20 protein-coding genes and 2 pseudogenes are annotated in these 21,437 nt (G+C 73.5%); 8 read left to right on the forward strand and 14 right to left on the reverse strand.

Translation table 11 applies throughout. The features are described from left to right. Positions 1 to 511: 511 nt before the first annotated feature. Positions 512 to 715 carry a cold-shock protein gene (locus OTB16_RS16770; RefSeq protein ID WP_030011983.1) on the reverse strand — a complete coding sequence of 68 codons (204 nt, stop codon included), beginning with the start codon at positions 713 to 715 and terminating at the stop codon, positions 512 to 514. Positions 716 to 1,031: 316 nt separating this feature from the next. Further along, entirely contained in the window at positions 1,032 to 1,295 is a 264-nt protein-coding gene (locus OTB16_RS16775; protein WP_267721227.1) for a MerR family transcriptional regulator, read from the reverse strand. Positions 1,296 to 1,605: 310 nt separating this feature from the next. On the opposite strand from OTB16_RS16775, the pseudogene OTB16_RS16780 reads away from it, so the two are divergent. Continuing rightward, positions 1,606 to 1,921, forward strand: a pseudogene (locus OTB16_RS16780) (response regulator); the annotation flags it as partial. A gap of 160 nt (positions 1,922 to 2,081) precedes the next feature. Here OTB16_RS16780 and OTB16_RS39585 read toward each other — a convergent pair. The 6 genes and pseudogenes from OTB16_RS39585 to OTB16_RS16805 form a co-directional block, all read right to left on the reverse strand. Next, a pseudogene (locus OTB16_RS39585) lies at positions 2,082 to 2,330 on the reverse strand (hypothetical protein); the annotation flags it as partial. Between the two features lie 88 nt (positions 2,331 to 2,418). After that, positions 2,419 to 3,912, reverse strand: a complete 1,494-nt coding sequence (locus OTB16_RS16785; RefSeq protein WP_267721028.1) for a serine hydrolase domain-containing protein — start codon at positions 3,910 to 3,912, stop codon at positions 2,419 to 2,421. 151 nt (positions 3,913 to 4,063) lie between these two features. After that, positions 4,064 to 4,540 (reverse strand): iron chaperone, encoded by a 477-nt coding sequence (locus tag OTB16_RS16790; RefSeq protein WP_267721029.1) that lies wholly within the window; start codon positions 4,538 to 4,540, stop codon positions 4,064 to 4,066. Beyond that, positions 4,537 to 5,046 carry a helix-turn-helix transcriptional regulator gene (locus OTB16_RS16795; protein WP_420717718.1) on the reverse strand — a complete coding sequence of 170 codons (510 nt, stop codon included), beginning with the start codon at positions 5,044 to 5,046 and terminating at the stop codon, positions 4,537 to 4,539. Before OTB16_RS16795 ends, OTB16_RS16790 begins: the two co-directional genes overlap by 4 nt. A 44-nt stretch (positions 5,047 to 5,090) precedes the next feature. Next, positions 5,091 to 5,501: a VOC family protein gene (locus OTB16_RS16800; RefSeq protein WP_267721031.1), complete on the reverse strand. Its 411-nt coding sequence runs from the start codon at positions 5,499 to 5,501 to the stop codon at positions 5,091 to 5,093. Between the two features lie 54 nt (positions 5,502 to 5,555). Beyond that, positions 5,556 to 6,182: a TetR/AcrR family transcriptional regulator gene (locus OTB16_RS16805; protein WP_267721032.1), complete on the reverse strand. Its 627-nt coding sequence runs from the start codon at positions 6,180 to 6,182 to the stop codon at positions 5,556 to 5,558. Between the two features lie 131 nt (positions 6,183 to 6,313). Here OTB16_RS16805 and OTB16_RS16810 point away from each other — a divergent pair, with 131 nt between their 5' ends. The 7 genes from OTB16_RS16810 (at position 6,314) to metC (ending at position 15,278) form a co-directional block, all read left to right on the forward strand. Beyond that, the gene (locus OTB16_RS16810; RefSeq protein WP_267721033.1) at positions 6,314 to 7,264 is read left to right on the forward strand and encodes an alpha/beta fold hydrolase; all 951 of its coding nucleotides are present in this window, start codon (positions 6,314 to 6,316) and stop codon (positions 7,262 to 7,264) included. A gap of 514 nt (positions 7,265 to 7,778) precedes the next feature. Continuing rightward, positions 7,779 to 9,017, forward strand: a complete 1,239-nt coding sequence (locus OTB16_RS16815) for an ATP-grasp domain-containing protein (RefSeq protein WP_267721034.1) — start codon at positions 7,779 to 7,781, stop codon at positions 9,015 to 9,017. Positions 9,018 to 9,226: 209 nt separating this feature from the next. Next, on the forward strand, positions 9,227 to 10,480 hold the full coding sequence (locus tag OTB16_RS16820; RefSeq protein WP_267721036.1) for a radical SAM protein: 1,254 nt from the start codon (positions 9,227 to 9,229) through the stop codon (positions 10,478 to 10,480). Positions 10,481 to 10,502: 22 nt separating this feature from the next. Beyond that, entirely contained in the window at positions 10,503 to 11,759 is a 1,257-nt protein-coding gene (locus OTB16_RS16825) for an ATP-grasp domain-containing protein (protein ID WP_267721037.1), read from the forward strand. Next, the gene (locus tag OTB16_RS16830; protein ID WP_267721038.1) at positions 11,756 to 12,691 is read left to right on the forward strand and encodes a sulfurtransferase; all 936 of its coding nucleotides are present in this window, start codon (positions 11,756 to 11,758) and stop codon (positions 12,689 to 12,691) included. The genes OTB16_RS16825 and OTB16_RS16830 overlap by 4 nt, the downstream gene beginning before the upstream one ends. Beyond that, positions 12,688 to 13,983 carry an MFS transporter gene (locus OTB16_RS16835; protein ID WP_267721039.1) on the forward strand — a complete coding sequence of 432 codons (1,296 nt, stop codon included), beginning with the start codon at positions 12,688 to 12,690 and terminating at the stop codon, positions 13,981 to 13,983. Before OTB16_RS16830 ends, OTB16_RS16835 begins: the two co-directional genes overlap by 4 nt. Further along, positions 13,980 to 15,278, forward strand: coding sequence for a cystathionine beta-lyase (gene metC / locus OTB16_RS16840; protein WP_267721040.1), 1,299 nt, complete (start codon positions 13,980 to 13,982; stop codon positions 15,276 to 15,278). Before OTB16_RS16835 ends, metC begins: the two co-directional genes overlap by 4 nt. A 94-nt stretch (positions 15,279 to 15,372) precedes the next feature. On the opposite strand, the gene OTB16_RS16845 is transcribed toward metC, so the two are convergent. The 6 genes from OTB16_RS16845 to OTB16_RS16870 all read right to left on the reverse strand — a co-directional run bounded on the left by OTB16_RS16845 (position 15,373) and on the right by OTB16_RS16870 (position 21,348). Then, complete coding sequence (locus OTB16_RS16845) at positions 15,373 to 16,287, reverse strand: hypothetical protein (RefSeq protein WP_267721041.1); 915 nt, start codon at positions 16,285 to 16,287, stop codon at positions 15,373 to 15,375. Further along, a complete protein-coding gene (locus OTB16_RS16850) occupies positions 16,287 to 17,240 on the reverse strand; it encodes an ABC transporter permease subunit (RefSeq protein WP_267721042.1) in 954 nt (317 codons plus the stop codon). The genes OTB16_RS16845 and OTB16_RS16850 overlap by 1 nt, the downstream gene beginning before the upstream one ends. Then, entirely contained in the window at positions 17,237 to 17,941 is a 705-nt protein-coding gene (locus OTB16_RS16855) for an ABC transporter ATP-binding protein (RefSeq protein WP_267721043.1), read from the reverse strand. Before OTB16_RS16855 ends, OTB16_RS16850 begins: the two co-directional genes overlap by 4 nt. 226 nt (positions 17,942 to 18,167) lie before the next feature. Next, entirely contained in the window at positions 18,168 to 19,043 is an 876-nt protein-coding gene (locus tag OTB16_RS16860) for a class I SAM-dependent methyltransferase (protein WP_267721044.1), read from the reverse strand. A 265-nt stretch (positions 19,044 to 19,308) separates the two neighbouring features. Further along, positions 19,309 to 19,923 (reverse strand): helix-turn-helix domain-containing protein, encoded by a 615-nt coding sequence (locus tag OTB16_RS16865; protein ID WP_420717719.1) that lies wholly within the window; start codon positions 19,921 to 19,923, stop codon positions 19,309 to 19,311. Positions 19,924 to 19,941: 18 nt separating this feature from the next. After that, positions 19,942 to 21,348: a glycosyltransferase family 87 protein gene (locus tag OTB16_RS16870; protein ID WP_267721045.1), complete on the reverse strand. Its 1,407-nt coding sequence runs from the start codon at positions 21,346 to 21,348 to the stop codon at positions 19,942 to 19,944. Positions 21,349 to 21,437: the final 89 nt, after the last annotated feature.

The raw sequence follows: 21,437 nt of genomic DNA on the forward strand, positions 1-21,437 counted from the left end.
CCGACCCGCCCGACCCGCCGGAACCCGACGGGCTTCCGGAGCCGTACGAGCCGCCGTACGAGCCGCCGTAGGAGCCGCCGGAAGAACCCGAACCGCCACTGCGGCCCCGGGAAGAACGGTCATTGGTACGAATGGTGCGGTTCATGCAGAACCTTCCTCGATGCGGCACGTATCGAGGAATCCCGGAAGGGAGATTCGCGAGAACGAGCCGAATGAAATTCGGGGCAGAGCCGTGCCGCGAAGAACGGGCCGGTCTGCGTGGTGTGCGTGCCGCGCTGCGCACCGCGATGCCGGGTGACCGGCGGACGGTGCGCGGGGCAGGGGGGCCGGGGCGGCGCGTGGTGAACGCTGCCCCTCGGCCGGACGTAGAAGCGGGCCGGCTGCCGGGGGCACGCCGTCACCCGCCGCCCATGCGGGCCGGTGGGAACCGGCGGGGCATGGGGAGGGGAAATGCAACGAGCTGGGGCCCGCACCCCAAGGTGCGGGCCCCAGCTGCGTGTACGCGTCAGCGTCAGGCGGGAACGATGTTCTCGGCCTGCGGGCCCTTCTGGCCCTGCGTGACGTCGAAGGTAACCTTCTGGCCTTCCTGAAGCTCACGGAAGCCAGAGGAGGCGATGTTCGAGTAGTGAGCGAAGACGTCAGCGCCGCCGCCCTCCTGCTCGATGAAGCCGAAGCCCTTTTCCGCGTTGAACCACTTCACGGTGCCAGATGCCATATGAATTCTCCTTTGGGGCAATTCCCGGAACCGCACTGTGCGATTGCCGGAGTCGCCGCGATGATTGCCCCGACCGGAAGTAACACCGGCTAAATAAAAAGTGCGCCCGCCGGAAAAATCCGGTGAGAGCACTTGTAAGTTTTTGGGAACCACAACTGCAACTGAGATCACAGTAGCACAGGGGGGTCGGGTGGGCGGGGAGGATTTCACCTCCCCGCCCGGCCGGGCGGGGAATATTCCGCGGGCTCCTTCGAAATTCTGTATCTGCAAGAACAGATATCCGTGCCCCGAAGTCATATGAACGGCGCCGCCGGACTCAGGAAACCCCGGGGCGCCGGTGCATCCGCTCGTTCAGCCGGAGGGCCTCCTCGAGCTGGTCCTCCAGCACGATGATCCGGCAGGCCGCGTCCACGGGCGTGCCGCCGTCGACCAGCTCCCGGGCCCGGGCCGCGATGCGCAACTGGTAGCGGGAGTAACGGCGGTGGCCGCCGGAGGAGCGGAGCGGGGTGATGAGGCGGGCCTCGCCGATGGAGCGGAGGAAGGCGGGGGTGGTGCCGAGCATCTCCGCCGCCCGGCCCATCGTGTAGGCGGGGTAGTCGTCGTCGTCCAGGCTGTCGGCGATCGGGGACTTCTCAGAGGTCACACAAGAGACGCTAACGCCGATGAGCAGGCATGTCTACTCTGACCATCACAGCTTTTCTCCTGGACGGGCATCCGGAGTTCTTGCCCGGCTGGATTGCTTTTCTCCGGCGTGTCTTCCTGAATTGACGCTCCGGGCGGCCGGTTCGGGACGCGCGGTGAGGTGACGGATCCGGTGGAGCCGATTGCGGCCGTCCGTTCGAGGGGTGTGTACTCCCGGAGGAACGACGGGCGATCGTGGGGGATACGACATGCGTGTGGTGCTCGCCGAGGACCAGTTCCTGCTGCGCGAGGGGCTGACCCGGCTCCTGGAGCCGCACGGGTTCGAGGTCGTCGCCGCGGTCGGCACCGGCCCCGAGCTCATCGAGGCGCTCGCCGTGCACGATCCGGACGTCGCCCTGGTCGACATCCGGATGCCGCCCACCCGACGAGGGGCTGCGGGCCGTCCTCGACGCCCGGCGCCGCCGCCCCGGGCAGCCGTCGGTGCTGCTCTCGCAGTACGTCGAGCAGCTCTACGCGCAGGAACTCCTGGCCGACGGGGCGGGAGGGGTCGGCTACCTGCTGAAGTCGGCCGCCGCGGGAAGCAGCGCCGGCAGCGGTCCGACCAGCGGGTTGACCAGGATCCAGAGCAGGTCCCGCCAGGTGGCGGCGTCCCCGAGCATCCGGTGGCCCGCTTCCAGACCGGGCCCGGGTCGCCCGCCGGCCCGGCGGCGTACGAGGACTCGACGCTGACCCCGGACCAGCGCCCGGCCAGGGCGCGCTGGGTCCGGGCCTGTCGGCGGACCGCGTTCAACGCGCCCGGCAGGAGCGGGAGTCCGACTCCGACGCAGGAGAGGCAGACGGCGAGGGACAGCCACAGGAGCAGCAGCGCCTCGTAGAGCGCCAGTCCCGTCAGGGCCACGCCCCGCAGCACCATGGCCGCCGGTCCGCCGAGTTCCCGGCGTGGTGTGTCGATCCCGTTCGCGTGCTCACTCATGTCCCGCCCCGTTCCGTGCCGACCGCTGTTCCGGTGTGGTTCCAGCAGGGCGAGCGGAGCGGGGGATCGCAGGGGTGCCAGTACCCCTCTATGGGCCGCGCGTGGGGGTCGGGGCGGGCGTGGGGGCGGGGCCGGTGGGGAGGGAGAGGCCCGCGTAGATCTGGTTCAGGACGGTGGGCAGCAGGGCCTGGGCGGTGGTCCGCCCGTCGGGCGAGAGGGTCAGGTTCGTCCAGATGACGAGCGTGACGTCGTTGTCCGGGTCGTGGCCGATGAACGAGTTGAAGCCGGGGAGTTCGCCGCCGTGGTAGTACATCGCGGCGTCGGGGGTGAAGCGCTGGTAGGCGATGCCGTACCCGTACTTCTGTCCGTCGGGCGCGGCCGGGTTCTCGGCCTGCGGGCTGTCGAGCCACTGCTTCTGGGATCCCGCGTCCAGGACCTCGCCCCTCACCAGGGCCCGGATCCACGCGGCCATGTCGTCGGCGGTGGAGACGGCGTTGCCGGCGCCGAAGGCGTAGGAGGGGTTCTGGCGGGTGTAGTCCACGGGCGCGAGCTGCCCCGACCGGGCCTGGGCCGTCATCGTGGCGGGGTAGGGCTGGTCGACCAGGGCGTAGGACGTCGTGCCGTACATGTAGCCGTGGGAGTACGGGGCGGGCAGGGACAGTTCGTCGGCGGCGGGCAGCGAGGTCCCCTTTAGTGCGAGTGGGGCGAACAGCCGGTCCTGGAACTGGCGGGCCAGGGAGCTGCCGCCGGCCTTCTCGGCGATCAGGCCCAGCAGCACGTAGTTGGTGTTGCTGTACTCGTAGGAGGTGCCGGGCGCGAAGTCCGGCGGGTGCCGGAACGCGATGTCCAGCATCTGGCGCGGTGTCACGGCCTTCCCGGGATCGGCGTCCAACGCATCCGCGAGTTCGGGGGCGTTGGTGTAGTTGTAGAGCCCGCTGCGCATCTTCAGCAGCTGGGCGACGGTGATCCGGTCGCCGTCCGGCACCCCGTCGACGTACGCGGACACCGGGTCGCCCATCCGGAGCCTGCCGTCCTGGGCGAGCAGGGTGACGAGCGCCGCCGTCATGGTCTTGGTGTTGGAGGCGACCCGGAAGTGGTCAGCGGTGGTGGGCCGTTGGGACGTGCCGCGCTCGGTGGTGCCGACGATCGCCCGAGAGGTTCCCTGCGGCGTACGGAGCAGGACCACCGCGCCGGGAACCATGAGCTGCTCCGCCGCCTTCTCCATGGTGGACTGGAAGGCGGCCGGATCGATCGGCCTGAGGGCCGACGGGACGGGGGACGGCGGGACGGGGGACGGCGGGGTGGGGGCGGGTGCGGAGGTGCCCGCCGTCGCCGCGGGCGCGGCCGGCGCGTCGGAGAGTGCCGCGGCGCTCGCCCCGGGGGGCAGGGCGCAGAGCGCGACCAGCAGCGCCGCGCACGGTGCCACCAGGGCGGTGCGGGGGGTGGTGCGCGGGGTCCGGGTGCGGGTGCCCGTACGCGGCGTGCGGTCAAGGTTTGGGGCCGGGTCCGGGTCCGGGTCCGGGTCTAGGGCGTCCTCCGCCAGGGGGACCTTGCTGTGCGCATCGGCTCGGGGAGCTCTCATACCCGCATCACAGCCTCGTGCCTCGCGCTCGGCGGTCCGGCACCGCGGCCGGGGGTCGAGCGGCGGGCCGGAGCTTCCTCCACGGACAATCCAGCCTATTTCACATCATTCGATCCGGCGAGGGGCCGGTGCCGGCGGCCCCTCGCCGGACTCAGCCCACCGCTTTCGCGATGAGCGCGCCGATCCGCGCCTCGTCGGCGGCGGTGAGTTCCGTGAGGGCGTAGGAGGTCGGCCACAGGGTGCCCTCGTCGAGCCGCGCCAGGTCGCTGAAGCCGAGGGTGGCGTACCTCGTCTTGAACTTCTGCGCGCTCTGGAAGAAGCAGACGACCTTGCCCTGGTCGGCGTACGCGGGCATGCCGTACCAGAGCTTCGGCGCGAGGCCGGGCGCGCTCGCCTTGACGAGGGCGTGGAGCCGCTCGGCGAGGACGCGGTCCGCCTCCGGCATCTCGGCGATCTTCGCGAGGACCTCGCCCTCCGGGTCGGCCTTGGCCGCGCGCGGGCCGCGGCGCGCGCCCGCCTTCAGCTCCTTGGCGCGCTCCTTCATCGCGTCGCGCTCCTCCTCGGTGAAGCCGTCGTACTGTTCGCCGGCCGCGCCGGTGCGCTCGGCGGACGCCTTCCTGTTCGTCATCGCGGGCTTCCTTTCGGAACGGGGGTGGGGGTCGGTCCGTGCGCGGGCGGGGGCGGGTCCGTCGCCGGTGCCTCGCGGTTCCTGACCGGTCGGGTCACCTGCTTCGCCACGCACGAGGGCATTCCCTCCACCGCGTCCGCGGCCCGGCTCCGGTAGACGCTGGGCGGCATGCCGACGAGCTCGCTGAAGCGGGTGCTGAACGTGCCCAGGGACGAGCAGCCGACCGCGAAACAGACCTCGGTGACGCTGAGGTCGCCGCGGCGCAGCAGCGCCATCGCGCGCTCGATGCGCCGCGTCATGAGGTAGGAGTACGGGGACTCGCCGTAGGCCTGCCGGAACTGCCGGCTGAGGTGTCCGGCCGACATGTTCGCGCCCCGGGCGAGGGCTTCGACGTCCAGTGGCTGCGCGTACTCCCGGTCGATCCGGTCGCGTACGCGGCGCAGCCGCGCGAGGTCGCTCAGGCGCTGCGCCGCGGTCAGTGCGCTCATCCACGCAGGATGGCACATGGGGGAACTCCTCCGGTGGTGTTCGGCGGCGGCTGCCGGACGGCTCAGCGGAGCTCTTGGATGCGGATCAGGTTGCCCGCCGGGTCACGGAAGGCGCAGTCGCGGATGCCGTACGGCTGCTCGGTCGGCTCCTGGACCACCTCGGCGTCCGCCGCCTGCACCTTCTCGAAGGTGGCGTCGAGGTCCGGGGTGGCCAGCAGGATCCAGCCGTAGGTGCCCTTGGCCATCATCTCGGTGATGGTCCGGCGCTCGTCGTCCGTGATCCCGGGGTCGGCGGCGGGCGGCGCCAGCAGGATCGACGTGCCGGGCTGCCCGGCGGGGCCGACGGTGATCCAGCGCATCGTGCCCTGTCCGACGTCCTTGCGGACTTCGAAGCCGAGGGCGTCGCGGTAGAACGCCAGGGCGGCCTCCGGGTCGTCGTGCGGGAGGAAGGTCGCGTGAATGGTGAGGTCCATGGCCGTCACGCTAGTCCCGCCCGGTGCGGGCCGCTTCTCGATTCCTGACCGGTCTCAGGCCGGGGGCGCGGGGCGCTCGGCGGTGGTGAAGAGACGGTCCAGGTGGTGCCGGAGGACGGCGACGGCCGACTCCGGTCCCCGCTGGCCCACCAGGATTCCGGTGCCCATGGTCGCCGCCATGGCGAGCAGGCTGATCGCCTCGATCCGGGCGTCGGCGCCGGGGTCGGCCAGGCCCGCCGCCTGGGCGCTTTCGAGCAGGCCGGTCAGGGCGTTCTCGGCGGCGTCCGGGTTGTCGATGAAGGGCTGGGCGGCGAGTGCCCCGTCGGTCACGGACAGGATCGCGTAGGAGCTGTAGAGCAGGTGGAAGGTGCGGCTCTCCTCGTCGGTCGGCAGGGAGGCCAGCAGCAGCGCCTCGATCGTCGCGCGCGGGCCCGGGTCCGGACCGGCGGCGGCGAGGCGGGCGCCCACCCGCGCGGTGAAGCGGTCGGTCAGGTGCTGGAGTCCGTAGAAGAGCAGCTTCTCCTTGCTCTGGAAGTAGTACTGCACGAGGCGCAGCGACACCCCGGCCTCGGCCGCGACGTCGCGCATGCCGACGGCGTGCAGTCCGCGCCGTCCGGCGACCCGGATGAGCGCCTCGGCGATCTGGGCGCGCCGTTCCTCGTGGTCCACGCGCTTGGGCATCCGTGGGTCTCCGGTGGTGGGTGGGGTCGTGGGGGCATCGCCCGGTTCGGTCCGGACCTCTTCATGGTACCGCCGTATCAACACCGTGGTACGGTCGTATCACGAAAGACGGATCTTCCCGGAGGTGACTCGTGACCGAGAACACGACCCGAGCGCGACGCGACATCGGCCGCTACGTCAACGACACCCTGCGCGACCGCTACTTCGCCGCCTGCGACGCGCTCTACGCGATGGGCGCGCCCGTACGTTCCGAGACGGACGTCGAGACCGGCTTCGGCACCACGCACGTCTACCGGTACGGCCCCGCCGACCCGGCCGCCGAGTCCCGCACACCGGTCGTCCTGATCCACGGCTCCGGCGGCTGCTCCGCCCAGTGGTACCCCAACACCCGCGCGCTCAGCGCCGAACGCCCCGTCTACGCCATCGACACCCCCGGCGACCCCGGGCGCAGCGTGCAGCGCGAGCCGATGTGGCAGCCCGAGCGCGCCGCCCAGTGGCTCGACGAGGTCCTCGACGCCCTCGGCCTCGACCGGGTCCACCTCGTCGGCTCCTCCTACGGCGGCTGGCTCGTCATCAACCAGGTGCACCGCCGCCCCGGCCGACTGGCCTCCGTCACGGCGCTGGACCCCGGCGGGCTGGAGAAGGTGGGCCTGCGCTTCTTCGTGTGGATCTTCGCCAGCCTGTTCGCGACCTACGCCCCCAAGTCGCTGCGCCCGCGCCTCGCCGCGTGGCTGGAACAGCCGGTCCTCGTCGTCCCCGAACTGCGTACGTGGATCCAGGCGGGCGTCCGCGCCTTCCGGATCCGGCGGCCGGCCCCGCTGCCGCTGTCCGACGCGGAACTGGGCTCCATCCGGACGCCGTTCTGCCTGATCATGGGCAAGCGCAGTCTGCTCGTGCACCCGAAGCGGCAGCTGGAGCGCGTACCGCGGCTGATCCCCGGAGCGCGCGCCGAGATCGTCGCGGCGACCGGCCACGGCCCGCAGATCGACCACCCGGACCTCGTCAACGCGCGGATGCTGAGCTTCATGGAGGACATCGACACCCTCGACCCGGCCGCGGCCGGCGGCGCCGTCGGCGCGTGACGCCCGGGCCGGCACGGGCTCGTACGGGCTCGTACGGACTCGTACGGACTCATGCGGGCGCGACTCCGGCGCCGGTCAGGGGGGCGAAGGGGGCGTCCCGGGAGGGGCGAAGGGGGCGTCCCGGGCGTTTCGGATCGGGCCGGTCGCGCGCCGGACAGACCGCGACCGGCCGGATTTCGGAGTCCGGGCCATCGGGCCGCCCGATTGGCCGAAACTCCGCTACTGGCTGGTACGCCGGTCTGCGGTTTTGTGAACGGAGTGTCTCGCCGGGGCCGCCAAGTTGGCCGGAACAGCGCGGCAAGACTTGCCTTCGCGGCGCTCGGGCGCGGCTGGTCTCCCGGCCGGCGGATTCCTTGAGCGGGCCTGGAGATCATGGGCCCGACGCAGGTCAGAGCCGGTTCGAGGGCTGAATCCCGGCCGTTTGTAAAGCTATTGACAGTCCCCGATCCCCTTGCGATGTTTTGCTCGCCGCGCCGCTCGATCGAGCCGTCGGCGAGGGGGCCGGGGAGGCGAAGTGGGCGCAGTGGGGGCTGTTGACGGACCGCGAGAGGACCGCCTGCGGGAGGACCGCCCGCGGGGTACGGACAGCACGACGACCCTCGTGGTCGTCGGTGCCAATCCGACCGTCGCCTGGGAGGCCGCGACCCTGCCCGGCGAGGTGGTCCACGTACAGCTGCCCGGCGCGCCCGCGCTCGGCCCCGAGGACCGGGTCCTCACCGCCGACTTCCTGGACCCTTCCGCCTTCCGCTCGTTCACCGACGAGGTCCTGCGGCCCCTGGCCCCCACCGCCGTCGTCTCCCTCACCGAACTCGGCCTGGAGCCGGCCGCGCTGGCCGCCCGCCGGCTCGGCGCCGCCGGCGTCGACCCCGCGGTCGTACGGGCCACCCGCGACAAGCTGGAGATGCGGCGCGTCCTGGAGCGCCGGGCCCCGCACCTGAACCCGGCCTTCGCGGCGGGCGACGACCCGGAGGCGGTGGCGCGGCTGTTCGCCGCCTACGGGCGGGCGGTGGCCAAGCCCGTCGACGGCGTCGGCAGTACCGCCATCGCCCTGGTGGAGGGCGCGGACGCACTCACCGCCGACCGCCGCACGGCGGCCACCCTGCTCGAACAGTTCGCCGAGGGGATCGAGTTCAGCGTCGAGGCGCTCTCGGCGGGCGGTCGCCACACGGTCCTCGGCATCGCCGAGAAGGGCACCACGGACGGGTTCGTCGAGGTCAGCCACATGATGCCGCCACCCTCCCTGGACCCGCGCCGGCAGGAGCTGGTGGCCCGGGCGGTCGGCGAGCTGCTCGACGCCCTCGGCCTGACCGACGGGCCCAGCCACACCGAGGTCATGGTCGACGGCGACAAGATCGTCGTCATCGAGACCCACACCCGGCTCGGCGGCGACGGCATCGCCGACCTGGTCCGGCTCACCACCGGGGTCGAGTGGCGGCGCGCCGCCCTCGGCTGGGCGGTCGGCGCGGGGATCACCAAGGGCCCCGCCGCCGCGGCCGCGGCCGCCACCGTCTTCCTCACCGCCCCGCCGGGACGCGTCACGGCCGTCGCGCCGCCGCCCCGCCTCGCGCACGGGGACGTACACGCCTGGGACCTCTCGGTCCTCCCCGGTGATGCGGTCCACCCGCTGCGCTCCTCCTCGGACCGCCTCGGCATGGCCGTCCTGACCGCTGCGGGCACCGACGCCTGCGCGGCGGCCGTCGCGGAACTGATCGCCCATCCGGTGGTCACCACCGCCCCCGGCCCGGCCCTCTGACGGCCCCGGGCACCGGCCCGCACCGGCCCGGCCCGCTCCGCTCCGCCTCCGGCCGTCCGCACCGCACAGCACGACACGGCACCGCACCGCACGGCACTGCACAGCACGACACGGCACCGCACGACACGACACGGCACGTCCCGCTCTCGCTCTCGCTCTCTTGGACCTCTCCGCTCTCTTCGACGCCACCTTCACCACACGGGGGACACATGTCTGTCCAGAACGATCCTATTTCCTACGATTTCCACGGTGATGCGCCGTTCTCGATGCCCTTCAAGGACATCAAGCCCGAGGAGATCCACATCTACCTCGACCTCGACACCAAGGTCGGGAAGAACACCTGCGGCCAGAAGTGCACCCACTGTTGGTTCGTCAACTACGAGAAGGTCTACGACAAGTCCTTCGCCATGGAGGAAGGCCCGAAGATCCTCGAGGGCCTCCAGTCGCACGGCTACCACGTCTACCCCCGCTACGTGGACAGCTTCGCCTACGACGGCGAGTTCATGCGGATCTACGGACCGGCCAACAACCGCGAGTTCCGGCAGGAGTCCGACCACAAGCCCACCGAGACGATGGAGAAGGGCGACGCCTGGACCAGCGGCCGCCCGCTGCTCGCCGACAACTGGACCGAGCTGCTCGACCTGGCCGCGAAGAACGGCTACGGCACCATCTCCATCACCTATCACGGCGTGATCGACGAGAACCTCGAGGTCACCGACCACAAGACGTACCCCATCAAGGGCGTCTTCTCCGGCGCGGACACCGAGGAGGTCCTGCGCCGCATCGCCGAGTACAACGAGGGCGTCGACCCCGAGGACGCCTTCCGCGTCAACATCGGTGTCACCGTCGGCCGCCACAACCACGGCCGCACCTCGCTGGAGCGCTACGCCCACTACTTCAACAAGCTGGGCGTGGCCACCGTCCGGTTCAACAACTTCACCGACCACGGTGGCCGCCACCCCGAACTGCGTCTCTCCCGCGAGGAGATCGAGCAGGCGTACCGCGACTTCAAGTGGATCCACGAGTCGGTCCCGCTCGGCTTCCAGCTCGGCGTCAGCGAGGACTTCGGCACCTTCGGCATCAAGGCCATGGGGTTCCCGGGTCACGTCGGCTGGTGCCGGGCCGGCCGCCAGCTGTTCGCCGCCATCCCGGCGGGGGAGGAGGTCCTGTCCGACGGCCCCGAGGGCCGCCGCGAGAAGATCGGCGACGTCGTCGGCTGCGTCAACACCTTCGAACCGCACCTGGGGATCCTGGTCCGCACGGTCACCGCGGACGGGACGGGCGAGCGCCACACCTACGACGTGGAGTTCGACCACGACGAGATCGAGGCGTTCACCGCCAAGCGGCTCGCCGGCACCTACAAGGACGGCTGCTTCGCCACCGAGCTGTCCGAGGAGCTCGGCCTGATCTCCCGCGTCCCCGAGCGGCGCCGCCTGCCGCTCCTCGTCAACTCCCCGTCCTGACCCCGAGAGGAACCCAGCCGCGATGCGCCACGTACTCGTCTTCGCCAAGACGCCCTACGCCAAGACCCCGTACGACCAGTGGCTGGCCGGCTCGGGGACCGTCCCGGTCATCGTGACCCCCGCCGAGTACGCGGCGGGCTACTCCCACCTCCCGCACGTGCACGCCTTCCCCGCCTACGACACGAACCAGCTGGTCGAGAAGACCGCGCTGCGCCTGGCCCGCGAGTTCGCGGTCGAGGCGGTCTTCGCCCGCGCCGAGGCCGACATCGTGCGGGCCGCCCAGCTGCGCGAGCTGCTCGGCCTGCCGGGCCAGCACACCGCGAGCGCGGTCGCCTTCCGCGACAAGGTGGTCATGAAGGACCACCTCGCGGGCGGCCCCGTCGACGTACCCGCCTACCGGCGGCTCGACTCGGCGTACACGGCGCTCGCCTTCGTCGCCGAACACGGCTATCCGGTCGTGGTCAAGCCGGTGTCGGAGTCGGGCTCGCTGGGCGCGGCGGTCATCCGCGACGAGGCGGACCTGGACGCGTACCTGGCCGGCCCGTGGCGGGGGACCAGCGAGATCGAGGCGTTCGTACCCGGTCAGATGTACCACGTGGACGGGCTGGTGGCGGGCGGCGAGGTCGTCTTCGTCCACCCCTTCCGCTACCTCAACGACTGCCTGTCCTTCCGGGACGACGACTGGGTGGCCAACCTCCCGCTCACCCCGCAGGACCCCTCGTACGACCGGCTGGTCAAGGCGGCGCGGGCGGTGCTCGCCGAGCTGCCGACGCCGCCGCAGACCGCCTTCCACGCCGAGTTCTGGATCACGCCCGACGACCGGCTGGTGTTCTGCGAGATCGCCAGCCGCACCGGCGGCGGCATGATCAGCGCGATGGTCCGGCACGCGTTCGGGATCGACCTGGACAAGGAGTGGCTGTACGCGGAGTGCGGCCTGCCCTCCACCCTCGGCGCCCTTTCGTACCGGCCGGCCGGGGCCCTGTGCATCCCGCCGCGGAGCGGGGTGCTGGAGCGGCTGCCGGCGGGCGGGGACGGGACGGGTGCGCGGGACGAGGCCGAGGACAGTGCCGAACTGCCGTCCTGCGTACGGGAGGTGACGCTGACCGGGGTGGCCGGCCAGGAGTTCCACGGCGGCGTCAAGTCCGGCCTGTTCCTGGCCGGCTACGTGGTCGACGGGGACACGGAGGAGGATGTGGCAGCCAATCTCGAACGCGTGGCGGGCTGGTTCTCCGACAACACCCGGTGGCGGCCCGCCGATTCCTCCGGAGGTACCGCATGAGCGCGACGACACCCCCCGACACCACTGCCACCGAGGGCCCGGCCGGCGCGCTCGTCGGGGCCGGCCGGCTGGCCGAACGGCTCGGGGAGGGCGTGGTCCTCTTCGACGCCTCCGTCGGCGCCCACCGCGGCGCCGCCGCGCGGATCCCCGGGGCCCGGCCCTTCGACCTCGACGGGCAGCTGTCGGACCACACCTCGGCCGTGCCGCACACCATGCCCGGCGCCGGGGCGTTCACCGAGGCCCTGCGGGCGCTCGGCCTGCACGACACCGACACGGTCGTCGTCTACGACGCGCAGGGCGTCTACTCCAGCGCCCGCGCCTGGTGGATGCTGCGCGCCATGGGCTTCGACCGGGTCGCCGTCCTCGACGGCGGCCTGCCCGCCTGGACCGCCGCCGGCCATCCGGTCGAAGCGGTGCCCGCCGCGTACGACGGCCCGCGCGGCACGTTCACCGCCCGGCCCCGGCCGGGCCTGGTCGTGGACGCCGACACCGTCGCCGCCGCCCTCGCCGACCCGGCCGCCGCCGTCCTCGACGCGCGGACCGGCGGGCGGTACGCGGGCACCGCGCCCGAGCCGCGCGAGGGCCTGCGCGGCGGCCACATGCCCGGCGCCGCCAGCCTCCCGTTCGGGGACCTCCAGCGCGACGGCGGCCTGATGCGGCCCGTGCCGGAGCTGCGTACGGCGTTCGAGGCGGCGGCCGGGGAGCGCGAGCGGCTGTACTTCAGCTGCGGCTCCGGGGTCACCGCCTGCGTCCTCGCGCTCGGGGCGACGCTGGCCGGCTACCGCGACCTCGCCGTGTACGACGGCTCGTGGAGCGAGTGGGGCCTGCCCTCGGACCGCCCGGTGGTCACCGGCGTGGCCGTCGGCGGGACCCCCGTCGCGCCGGGCGGTGGTGCGGCCGGCGGGGCCGCGGGTGGGGGCGGCTCGCCGTGACCGCGGGACGGCACGGTGCCGGACTCACCGCGAAGTGGCGGATCTTCACCGGGCTGCCCGCCGGCCTCAAGGCCCTGATCGGCCTGTCCTTCGTCGTGGCCCTCGGCAGCTACATGGTCACCCCGTTCATCGGGGTGCTCATGGTCGAGGCCGTCGGCATGGACATCCGGGTGGCCGGGGTGCTGGTGGCCGTGGCCACCTTCATCCAGTTCGGCGGCAGCATTCTCGGCGGCGCGGTCGTGGACCGGCTCGGGCTCAAGCGGACCATGGTGGGCGCGCTGGCCCTGCGCACGGCGGGGCTGGTCCTCCTCGGGGTGGCCGTGAAAGTGCCCTGGGTCGCGTACCCGGCCGTCGTCCTCGTCGCGGCCGGACCGGCGCTGTACCTCCCGGCGAACAAGGCGTACATCGTCACCAGCGTCTCCGACGAACTGCGCCCGCTCTTCCTCGGGGTGAGCAGCGCCGCCCTCAACGCCGGCATGGGGCTGGGCCCGCTGCTTGCCGCGCTGCTGATCGACGCGGATCCGGTCGTGCTGCTCATCGGCCTCGCCGCCCTGTTCGCGCTGATCACCGCGGCCCACCAGGCCACCTTGAAACCGGTCGCGCGCCGGCCGGCGGCCCCGGTGGCCGGCCCGGGGACGGCGGCGGCCGGCGCCGGGGCGCCGACCGGGAAGCGGGCGGCGCTGCGCGGCGCGCTGCGCCCGGTCCTCTTCACCGGTCTCGCCTTCTACCTGTACTTCTTCTTCCAGAGCTTCATGGGCCTGTACGCGGTCGGGGTGTCCGACATCCGGCTCCTCGGCTGGGTGATGCTGCTCAACTGCGCCATGGTCGTGGTGCTGCAGCCGGTGCTCGCCGACCGCATCGCGCGCGCCGGCTACCGCCGGCTGGTGGTCGTCTCGTTCGCCCTGATGGCGCTCGGCACGGCGGCCATGGCCCTCGGCGGCACCCCGGCCCTGCTGGGCGGCACGGCCCTCTTCACGCTCGGCGAGGTCTTCCTCTTCCTGCGCTGCGACCTGGAACTCGTCGACCGCGTGCCGGACAGTCCCGCCTTCGCCTTCGGCGTGCAGCGGCTGACCGCCGGTATCGGCGGACTCCTCGCGGGCGTCGTCGGCGGATTCGTCTTCGCCCACTACGAGGCCGCCGGCGACCTGGGCGGGTTCTGGCTGGTGGTGGCGGCGCAGTGCGCGGGCGCGGCCCTGCTCGCCCTGCTGCTGGGCGGCCGCCGCCGGGCCGCCGCCGCCCCCGGACCGCCGTTGCCCGAGGCGTCGTCGGCCGAACCGGCGGTGGCCCGGTGAACGAGCCCGACCCGTCGCGGGAGGCGGTGCCCGGGCCGGCCCCGTCGCGGGAGGAGGTGCCCGGGCCGGCCCCGTCGCGGGAGGAGGTGCCCGACTCCGCCCCCTCGCGGGAGACGCGGTTCGTGCACGCCGCCTCCGATCCGCGCCGGCAGGGCGGTTACGTCAACCCGCCCGTGCACCGCGCCTCCACCGTCCTCTACCAGGACACCGCCGAGATGGACGCCTCCCAGGCGGACCCGCTCAAGCGCGGCCCCCAGGTCTACGGCCGCTTCGGCACCCCCACCGGCCGCGCCTTCGAGGAGGCGCTGACCGAGCTGGAGGGCGGCCACGCGGCGGTGGCCACCTGCTCCGGTCTCGCGGCGATCACCACGGTGATCCTCGCGTACGTCCGGGCCGGCGACCACATCCTGGTCAGCGACTCCGTCTACCTGCCGACCCGGAAGTTCTGCGACTCGCTCGCCGTGCTGGGCGTGGAGACCGAGTACTACGACCCGGCCGCGGGCGGCGCCGCGATCGAGGAGCTGATCCGCCCCACGACCAGGCTGCTCTACCTGGAGTCCCCGGGCTCCACCACCTTCGAGGTACAGGACGTCCCGGCGCTCACAGCCGTCTGCCGGGCCCGCGGCGTGGCCACCGTCGCGGACAACACCTGGGCCACGCCCGCCTTCTGCCGCCCGATGGCACTGGGCGCGGGTGTGGACGCGGTGGTGCACTCCGCGACGAAGTACCTGACGGGCCACGCGGACAGCATCCTCGGCGCGATCGTCTGCACGCGGGAGAGCTACCCGGTCATCCGCGGCGCGGCGATCCGGCTCGGCCAGTGCGCGAGCGCCGACGACGTCTACCTCGGCCTGCGCGGGCTGCGCACCCTGGGCGTACGGATGAGCTGGCACCAGGACCAGGGGCTGGAGCTGGCGCGCTGGACCGCCAAGCAGGAGGGCGTGGCGGCCGTACTGCACCCGGGACTGCCCGAGGACCCCGGCCACGGCCTGTGGCGGCGGGACTTCACCGGCGCGGCGGGGCTGTTCGGGGTGGAACTGGAGCCGCGCTTCGGCAAGCCGGACGTGGACGCGATGCTCGACCGGCTGCGGGTCTTCGGCCTGGGCCACAGTTACGGCGGCTACGAGAGCCTGGTCGTCCCGGCCGACCCGGTTTCCCACCGCCTGCCGGGCACCTGGGCGGGGCGCGGTCCGCTGATCCGGGTGCACGTCGGCTTCGAGGGCCTGGACGACCTGAAGCAGGACCTGACGGCGGGCTTCGAAACCCTGCTGGACGGCGGCGGCCCGACGCCGTGACGCGCCCGGCCGCCACGACGCCGTGACACCGTCACGCGCCCGGCCGCCAAGAGGCCGTCACGTGCCCGGCCCAACGCGACGAGCCGGCCCGGCGTCAGTCGACCGGCCGCAGGGACCGTTCGGAGCGCAGGCCCGCCCAGGCCGCCGTGGCGGCCACGGCGGCGGCGGCGGCGAGGGCGAGGCCGCCGGTCAGGGGTGCGGGATCGGGCGGGGCCTGATTCCAGAGGTAGAGCTGGTACTGGGCCTCGGGGGGCAGGTTCAGCAGGTCGGCGATCCAGCGGTGCGGCAGGAACGGCGCCGCCGGAAGCAGTACGAGGGGCGCGGTCACCAGCAGGGGACCGATGCCGAGCGCGAGGGTCCCGATGACGCTGCGCAGCAGGGCCGCCGCGAGGGCGGCCAGGGAGACGAAGAGGAGCTGGACGAGGAGGGCGGCGGCGATGGCGCCCGCGGCCTGGCCCCAGGTCGCGGACTCGACGGGCAGGGGATCGACGGGCAGGGGAGGGGGTGTGGGGGCGGCCCCGCCGGCGAACCCGGGGGCCACCGCGCGCGGCCGTACCGGCCACAGCCGGGCGAGCGCCGAGGTGGCCAGCCACAGCAGTACGCCGGTGACGATCTGGCCGGCGAGTGACAGGGCGAGGGCGGCGCCGGCCTTGCGGGCCCACAGCACCCCGACCCGGTTCTCGAACAGGCGCAGGGCGCTCCAGGTGCCGCCTTCCAGGGTCTGGCCGAGCCCGGTGGCGACGACCACTCCCGTGAGGACGAGACCCAGCAGGGTCGCGAACTGCCATGCCGCCGCTCGCAGCGCCGACGGGAGCGAGGTGAGCGCCGACACCGAGGGGTCGAGCACTCCGTACGAGGCTCCCGACATCCAGAGCCGGACGGCGAGCGCCAGGGCCAGCAGCACCACGGCCGCGGCCGCTCCCCATACGGGAGCGGTCCACAGGGCGCGCAGCTCGCCGGCCCAGGCGGTCCACTCCCCGCGGGCCGGCCGCCGCCGGGTACCGGCCATCAGGCGCGGTCCCGGGTCCGGTTGAAGCGGTCCAGCCCGAGCCAGAGCAGACCGATGAGGGCCAGGGTCGGCAGGACGCGGAGCAGGACGGGGGCCGTGGAGGGGTCGGTGGAGATCCAGAAGTGGTCCCAGACCCCGTCCACCGCACCGAAGCCGACGAGGTCGGCCAGCGCGCCGCCGGGGAGCCAGGCGCCCAGCCCCGGGGCGGCGGAGGTGCGGACCACCAGGACGAGCAGCAGCATCCCGGCGAGGAAGGTGCGCATCGGCTGGCGCAGCAGTGCGCCGAGGGCGACCGCGACGGCTGCGGCCCCGGCCAGCACGGCCGCCCCGGCCAGTACGCCGAGTGCGGTGTCGGCGAGGACGGTGCCGAGGGCGCCGGGCGAAGGCAGCGGGTAGGCGCCGCGGCCGTAGAGCAGGCCGAACGCGGCTGTGGCGGCGGCCGACACGCACAGCAGCACCAGGCTCCACGCCCAGACGGCCAGGGCCTTGGCGGCGAGCAGCCTGCCGAGGCGGGACTCGTAGAGGAGGATCGGCACGATGCTGCCCCGGCTCCACTCGCCGGCGACGGAGAAGGCCGCCACCATGACGAGCAGCACGAGCCCCGGGACGGACGTCAGCAGCCGTACGGTCCACAGCAGCGAGCCCACCGGGTGCTGGGCCTGCGCGGCACGGACTCCTTCGGCGGTGAACCGGTCCTGGATCCGCTCCAGCCCGACGGCCTGCAGGGGCACTTCGGCGAGGCACCCGGCCTTCTGCTCCGGGGTGTTGCGCGGGGAATCGCACGACTCGGGGAGGAAGTCGAGGTTGGCCTGCACCTGCGTGATGTTGTACGAGGCCATGCTCTGGCTCACCCAGGCGCAGTAGAGGGAGCCGAGGACGAACAGCGCGGCGAGGGTGAGGCCGAGCGGGTGCCGCAGCAGCCGCCGGGTTTCGGCCCGGACGAGGCGGTTCACGGGCGGGCCCCGTTCCCGACGAGTCCGAAGAACCAGTCCTCGAAGGCGGCCGGACCGCTTTCGGGGTCGTAGCCGAGCGCGTCGAGGGTGCCGGCGGCGACCACCCGGCCCTGGGCGAGCATGATCACGCGGTGGCAGATGCGCTGGATCTCGTCGAGCTGGTGGCTGGAGACGAGGACGGCGGCCCCGCGCGCGGCCTCCTCGGCCACGATCCGCCGCACCATGCGCAGTCCCTCGGGGTCGAGCCCGTTGGTGGGCTCGTCGAGGATCAGCAGGTCCGGCTGCTTGAGCAGCGCGGAGGCGATGGCCAGGCGCTGCCGCATGCCCTGCGAGTACGTCCCCAGCCGCCGGTCGGCGGCGCCGGTCAGCCCGACGCGTTCGAGCGTACGGGCGATGCGGCCGCCGTCGGGAAGTCCGGCGGTGTCGAGGAGGGTGCGCAGCATGGCGCGGCCGGTGGACCACCGGTGGAAGGCGGGCGCGTCGAGCGCGGCTCCGAGCCGGTCGAGCTGCCGGGGGCGCATGGGCAGGGCCTCGCCGAACAGCCGCACCTCACCGGAATCGGGGGTGGACAGCCCGGTGATCACCCGCATCAGGGTGGTCTTGCCGGCGCCGTTGAGCCCGAGGAGGCCGACGATCTCGCCGGCCTCCAGGCTGAGATGGACCCCTTCCAGCACGGAGTGCTTCCGGAAGCCCTTGGTCACTTCGTGACAGGAAAGGACGCTCATCTTCGGGGGGCAAGCGTTGGCGCCGAGTTCGTGCGAGCACGCATGGGTGTGGTGTTCCCTCCCGATCACCCCACCGTCCCGGTGGAGTTCGTGCGCCGCGTGCCGTCGTCGGCACGCGGCGGAAAGTGATCTTCATCCTTTCTGCTTCTTTGGTCAAATGACGGCACGATCCAGCCGAACGCCGTACAGCGCGCCGGGTGGGTCAGGGGCGGCGGGCGGTCCACGCGGTGCGTTCGGTGCGGACCGCGAGGTCGTCGCGGCGCAGGAGGCTGCCGGGGCCGCCGGTGTCGAGCAGCCGGTCCAGCGAGGCGAGGTCCTCGGCCGCCAGGACGGGAGCGGCGCTGTCGCGCAGGCGCTTCAGGCCGCTGAGGGCGTAGCGGCCGACCGCCTCGACGCGGGAGCCGTCGACGTTCACGGTGATCGTGCGCCGGCCCTCGACGGTGAACCCGGCGGCGACCAGCCCGGGCCCCCAGTCGGCGCCGCGGTGCGGTACGTGCTCGGCGTGGTGGCGGGCGAGGGCGGCGTGGCAGCGCTCCTCGAGGCCGGGCCGGTCCTCCGGGGCGTCGCCGGGCAGGAAGCGCGGGAAGCCGGCCAGCTCGACGACGGCGAACAGGCCGCCGGGCGCGAGCAGTTCACGGACCGTGCGCAGGGTGCGGCCGGGGTCCGCCATGTGGTGCAGCGAGGCCGACGCCCAGACGAGGTCGGGCCGGCCGAGGTCGGGCCAGTCCGCGTCGAGATCGGCCTGTACGGTGCGCACCCGGTCGGCGAGGCCGAGCTCCAGGGCCCGCTCCCGCAGCCGGCGCAGATGGACGGCGGACGCGTCGACGGCGGTCACCTCCGCTTCGGGGAAGCGGGCGAGCAGGGCGAAGGTGCCGGCGCCGGTCCCGCACCCGAGGTCCACGATGTGGCGCGGTCCCCCGGCCGCGACGGGGAGCCATGCGGTGAGGGAGGCGGTGTGCTCGGCGAGTACGTCCGCGTCCAGGTCGAGGATCTCCGCCTGGTCGTCGGAGCCGGGGGTGTGCCGGGGGGCGGGGTGGTGCGCGCCGCCGTGGGCCGCGTGGGGAGAGGCGTGGGTCATGCCGCCACGCTAGGAGCGCCGTGCCGTCGCGGCACCATGGTTCCCCAGGCGCGCAAGACGAAGGCCCGCCGCGCTGCCGTACGCGCAAGACCGGTCCCCCGGAGACGGCGGGCGCGGCCCCGAATGCGGCGGCCGCCGGCCCGGCGGCGGTAGTCGGCCCCTGGTCGCGGGCCTTGGCCGCGCCGGCGGGGCAGGCGCCCGCCATCGCTCGGGGTGCCGGGCCCGGCCACCGCCCGGGGCGTCGGGCTCCGCCGCCGCTCGGGGGTCAGGCGCCGTCGGCGTTCTGGTGGCCGCGGCGGGCGTCGCGGTCGAAGACGCCCAGGATCTCGCAGGGCCCGCCCTCGGCGCCGATCGCGTGCGGCAGCATCGTCGGGAACTCCACCGCCTGGTTCGTCTCCACGCGCAGGCGCCGGTTCCCCAGCAGCAGGACCGCGGTGCCGGACAGGACGACGAGCCATTCGCGGCCCGGGTGGGCCCGCATGCGCGCGGGGTTGTCGGGCGGCGGGTTCGTCATCCGCTGGCGCACGACGCTCATGCCGGGTTCCGCCTTCATGGACCAGCGCATCAGCCCGTGAGCCGCGTCGATCACCGGGTTGGTGACGACGTCGTCGGCGGCGGTCTCGACGAGCTGGTCCAGGGAGGTGTCCAGGGCCCGGGCGAGTACGACGAGCTGGTCCAGGGCCAGGCGGCGCTGGCCGTTCTCGATGCGGCTGAGCGTGGACTGGCTGAGGTGGGCGCGGGAGGCGAGTTCCGCCAGGGACCAGCCCTGCGCCACGCGCAGGGCCCGGATCCGCTTCCGGACCAGCCCGTCCAGCCCGTCCAGTCCGTCCAGTCCGCCCAGCCCGTCCAGCCCGCCCGGTCCGTCGTTGTCTTGCGTCACGGGCAAAAGCATATGCCGTCACCGCACGGCGTCGACCGGCGCCGGCGCCCCCGCGCCGCGCGCCGCGGCCCGCCGCCGGAGCCAGGCCGCCACCAGGACGAGGGCGGCCGCGGCTCCGTACGCGAGGGTGCCGGGCGCCGCCCCGTGGCCGACGGCCGGCCCGAGGACGTAGACGGCGGCGCCGGCCAGGGCCACGCCGAGCCATTCCCAGCGTCCGTCCAGGGCCACGAGCGCGATCAGCAGCAGGGCGTACCAGGAGTAGCCGGGCGTCAGAAGGACGAAGGCCCAGCCGGTGACCAGGAGGGCGCCGCTCCACGGGCGCCGCGGGTCCCCGCGCCACATCACGTACAGGCACACGCCCGCGACGACGGCGACCAGCACGGGAAACGCCCAGGCGTCGGGGAGGACCAGGCGCAGGAGCGAGTAGCGCGACCCGGCCGAGGCGTCGTCGTAGCCCTCCTCCTCCACGTACCCGCCGAGGTAGCCGAAGACCGAGCCCCGCGAGAGCAGGACGTACGGGAGGTAGGCCAGTACGGCGAAGGCCGCGGCGGGCAGCAGCACGGCCGCCGCGTCGCGGACGCGGCGGACTCCGGACAGGGCGCCGGGGAGGACGACGGCGGGCATCAGTTTCGTGGCGACGGCGGCGCCGATCAGCAGGCCGCCCGCCGCCCGCCGGCTGAGGGCCCGGGAGGCCACGAGGCCGAGTCCGATGACCGTCAGGAGCACGCCCAGGACGTCGACGTGCGCGTTGTTGACGGCCTCGACGGCGACGGCCGGGCACCACGCCCAGTACGCGGCCTTGCGCGGGTCGTCGCCCCGCCGCCGCAGGATCAGCAGGAGCGATCCGGTCACGCCGAGGGACACCAGGCCGGCCGCGGCCTGGAGCGGCTTGTGCCGGGCGCCGGCGGGGGACAGCCGGTCGACGGCCAGGAAGTACGCCTCGGCGACGGGCGGGTAGATGGTGGGGACGGCGGGCCTGTTGATGCGGGTGCAGTCGGGTGCGCCGCCGGTGCCCGGGACGGGCGCGAGGTCCGGTCCGGCGCAGACGGCGCCCGTGGGGAACAGCCAGGTGTCGCGCAGCCGTGCCACCGCCGGGTCCTGCGGTGCGTGGTCGTACGGGGAGACGCCCGCGGACTGGACCCGGCCGTCCCAGGCGTAGCGGTAGGAGTCGGTGCTGGTCCGCGGCGGCGCCACCAGCCCGGTCACCGTGACGGCGACGGCCCCGGCCACGACCAGCGGCGTGACGTACCGCGCCGGGACCCGGCGCAGTGCCGCCAAGGCCGCCGCGAACAGCGCCCAGCACACCGCGTACCACCGGAACAGGCCGCCGGGATCGGTGAAGAGGCCGTCGTACCGGATGGTGAGGACGAGGGCGGCCGTGAGGGCGGCGAGGACGGCGGAGGCGAGGACGGTGCGCGGGTTCACCTGCGGAAGCGTTCCAGCAAGGGGCGCCCCCGAGGGGCCCGACGCCCGGGCCGTCCGCGTTTCGTAAGGTGTCGCGGACCCCCTCGGAC

It is taken from the genome of Streptomyces antarcticus, assembly GCF_026627255.1.
In the GTDB taxonomy this organism is placed as follows: Bacteria; Actinomycetota; Actinomycetes; order Streptomycetales; family Streptomycetaceae; genus Streptomyces; species Streptomyces antarcticus.

What these genes read in the sequence shown, in the direction of transcription:
- OTB16_RS16785 (WP_267721028.1), bottom strand. Translation starts at nt 3,912, where the DNA reads ATGAGAGCTCCCCGAGCCGATGCGCACAGCAAGGTCCCCCTGGCGGAG.
- OTB16_RS16795 (WP_420717718.1), bottom strand. Translation starts at nt 5,046, where the DNA reads ATGTGCCATCCTGCGTGGATGAGCGCACTGACCGCGGCGCAGCGCCTG.
- OTB16_RS16825 (WP_267721037.1), top strand. Translation starts at nt 10,503, where the DNA reads ATGCGCCACGTACTCGTCTTCGCCAAGACGCCCTACGCCAAGACCCCG.
- OTB16_RS16800 (WP_267721031.1), bottom strand. Translation starts at nt 5,501, where the DNA reads ATGGACCTCACCATTCACGCGACCTTCCTCCCGCACGACGACCCGGAG.
- OTB16_RS16775 (WP_267721227.1), bottom strand. Translation starts at nt 1,295, where the DNA reads ATGGGCCGGGCGGCGGAGATGCTCGGCACCACCCCCGCCTTCCTCCGC.
- OTB16_RS16860 (WP_267721044.1), bottom strand. Translation starts at nt 19,043, where the DNA reads ATGACCCACGCCTCTCCCCACGCGGCCCACGGCGGCGCGCACCACCCC.
- OTB16_RS16770 (WP_030011983.1), bottom strand. Translation starts at nt 715, where the DNA reads ATGGCATCTGGCACCGTGAAGTGGTTCAACGCGGAAAAGGGCTTCGGC.
- OTB16_RS16845 (WP_267721041.1), bottom strand. Translation starts at nt 16,287, where the DNA reads ATGGCCGGTACCCGGCGGCGGCCGGCCCGCGGGGAGTGGACCGCCTGG.
- OTB16_RS16805 (WP_267721032.1), bottom strand. Translation starts at nt 6,182, where the DNA reads ATGCCCAAGCGCGTGGACCACGAGGAACGGCGCGCCCAGATCGCCGAG.
- OTB16_RS16820 (WP_267721036.1), top strand. Translation starts at nt 9,227, where the DNA reads ATGTCTGTCCAGAACGATCCTATTTCCTACGATTTCCACGGTGATGCG.
- OTB16_RS16790 (WP_267721029.1), bottom strand. Translation starts at nt 4,540, where the DNA reads ATGACGAACAGGAAGGCGTCCGCCGAGCGCACCGGCGCGGCCGGCGAA.
- OTB16_RS16830 (WP_267721038.1), top strand. Translation starts at nt 11,756, where the DNA reads ATGAGCGCGACGACACCCCCCGACACCACTGCCACCGAGGGCCCGGCC.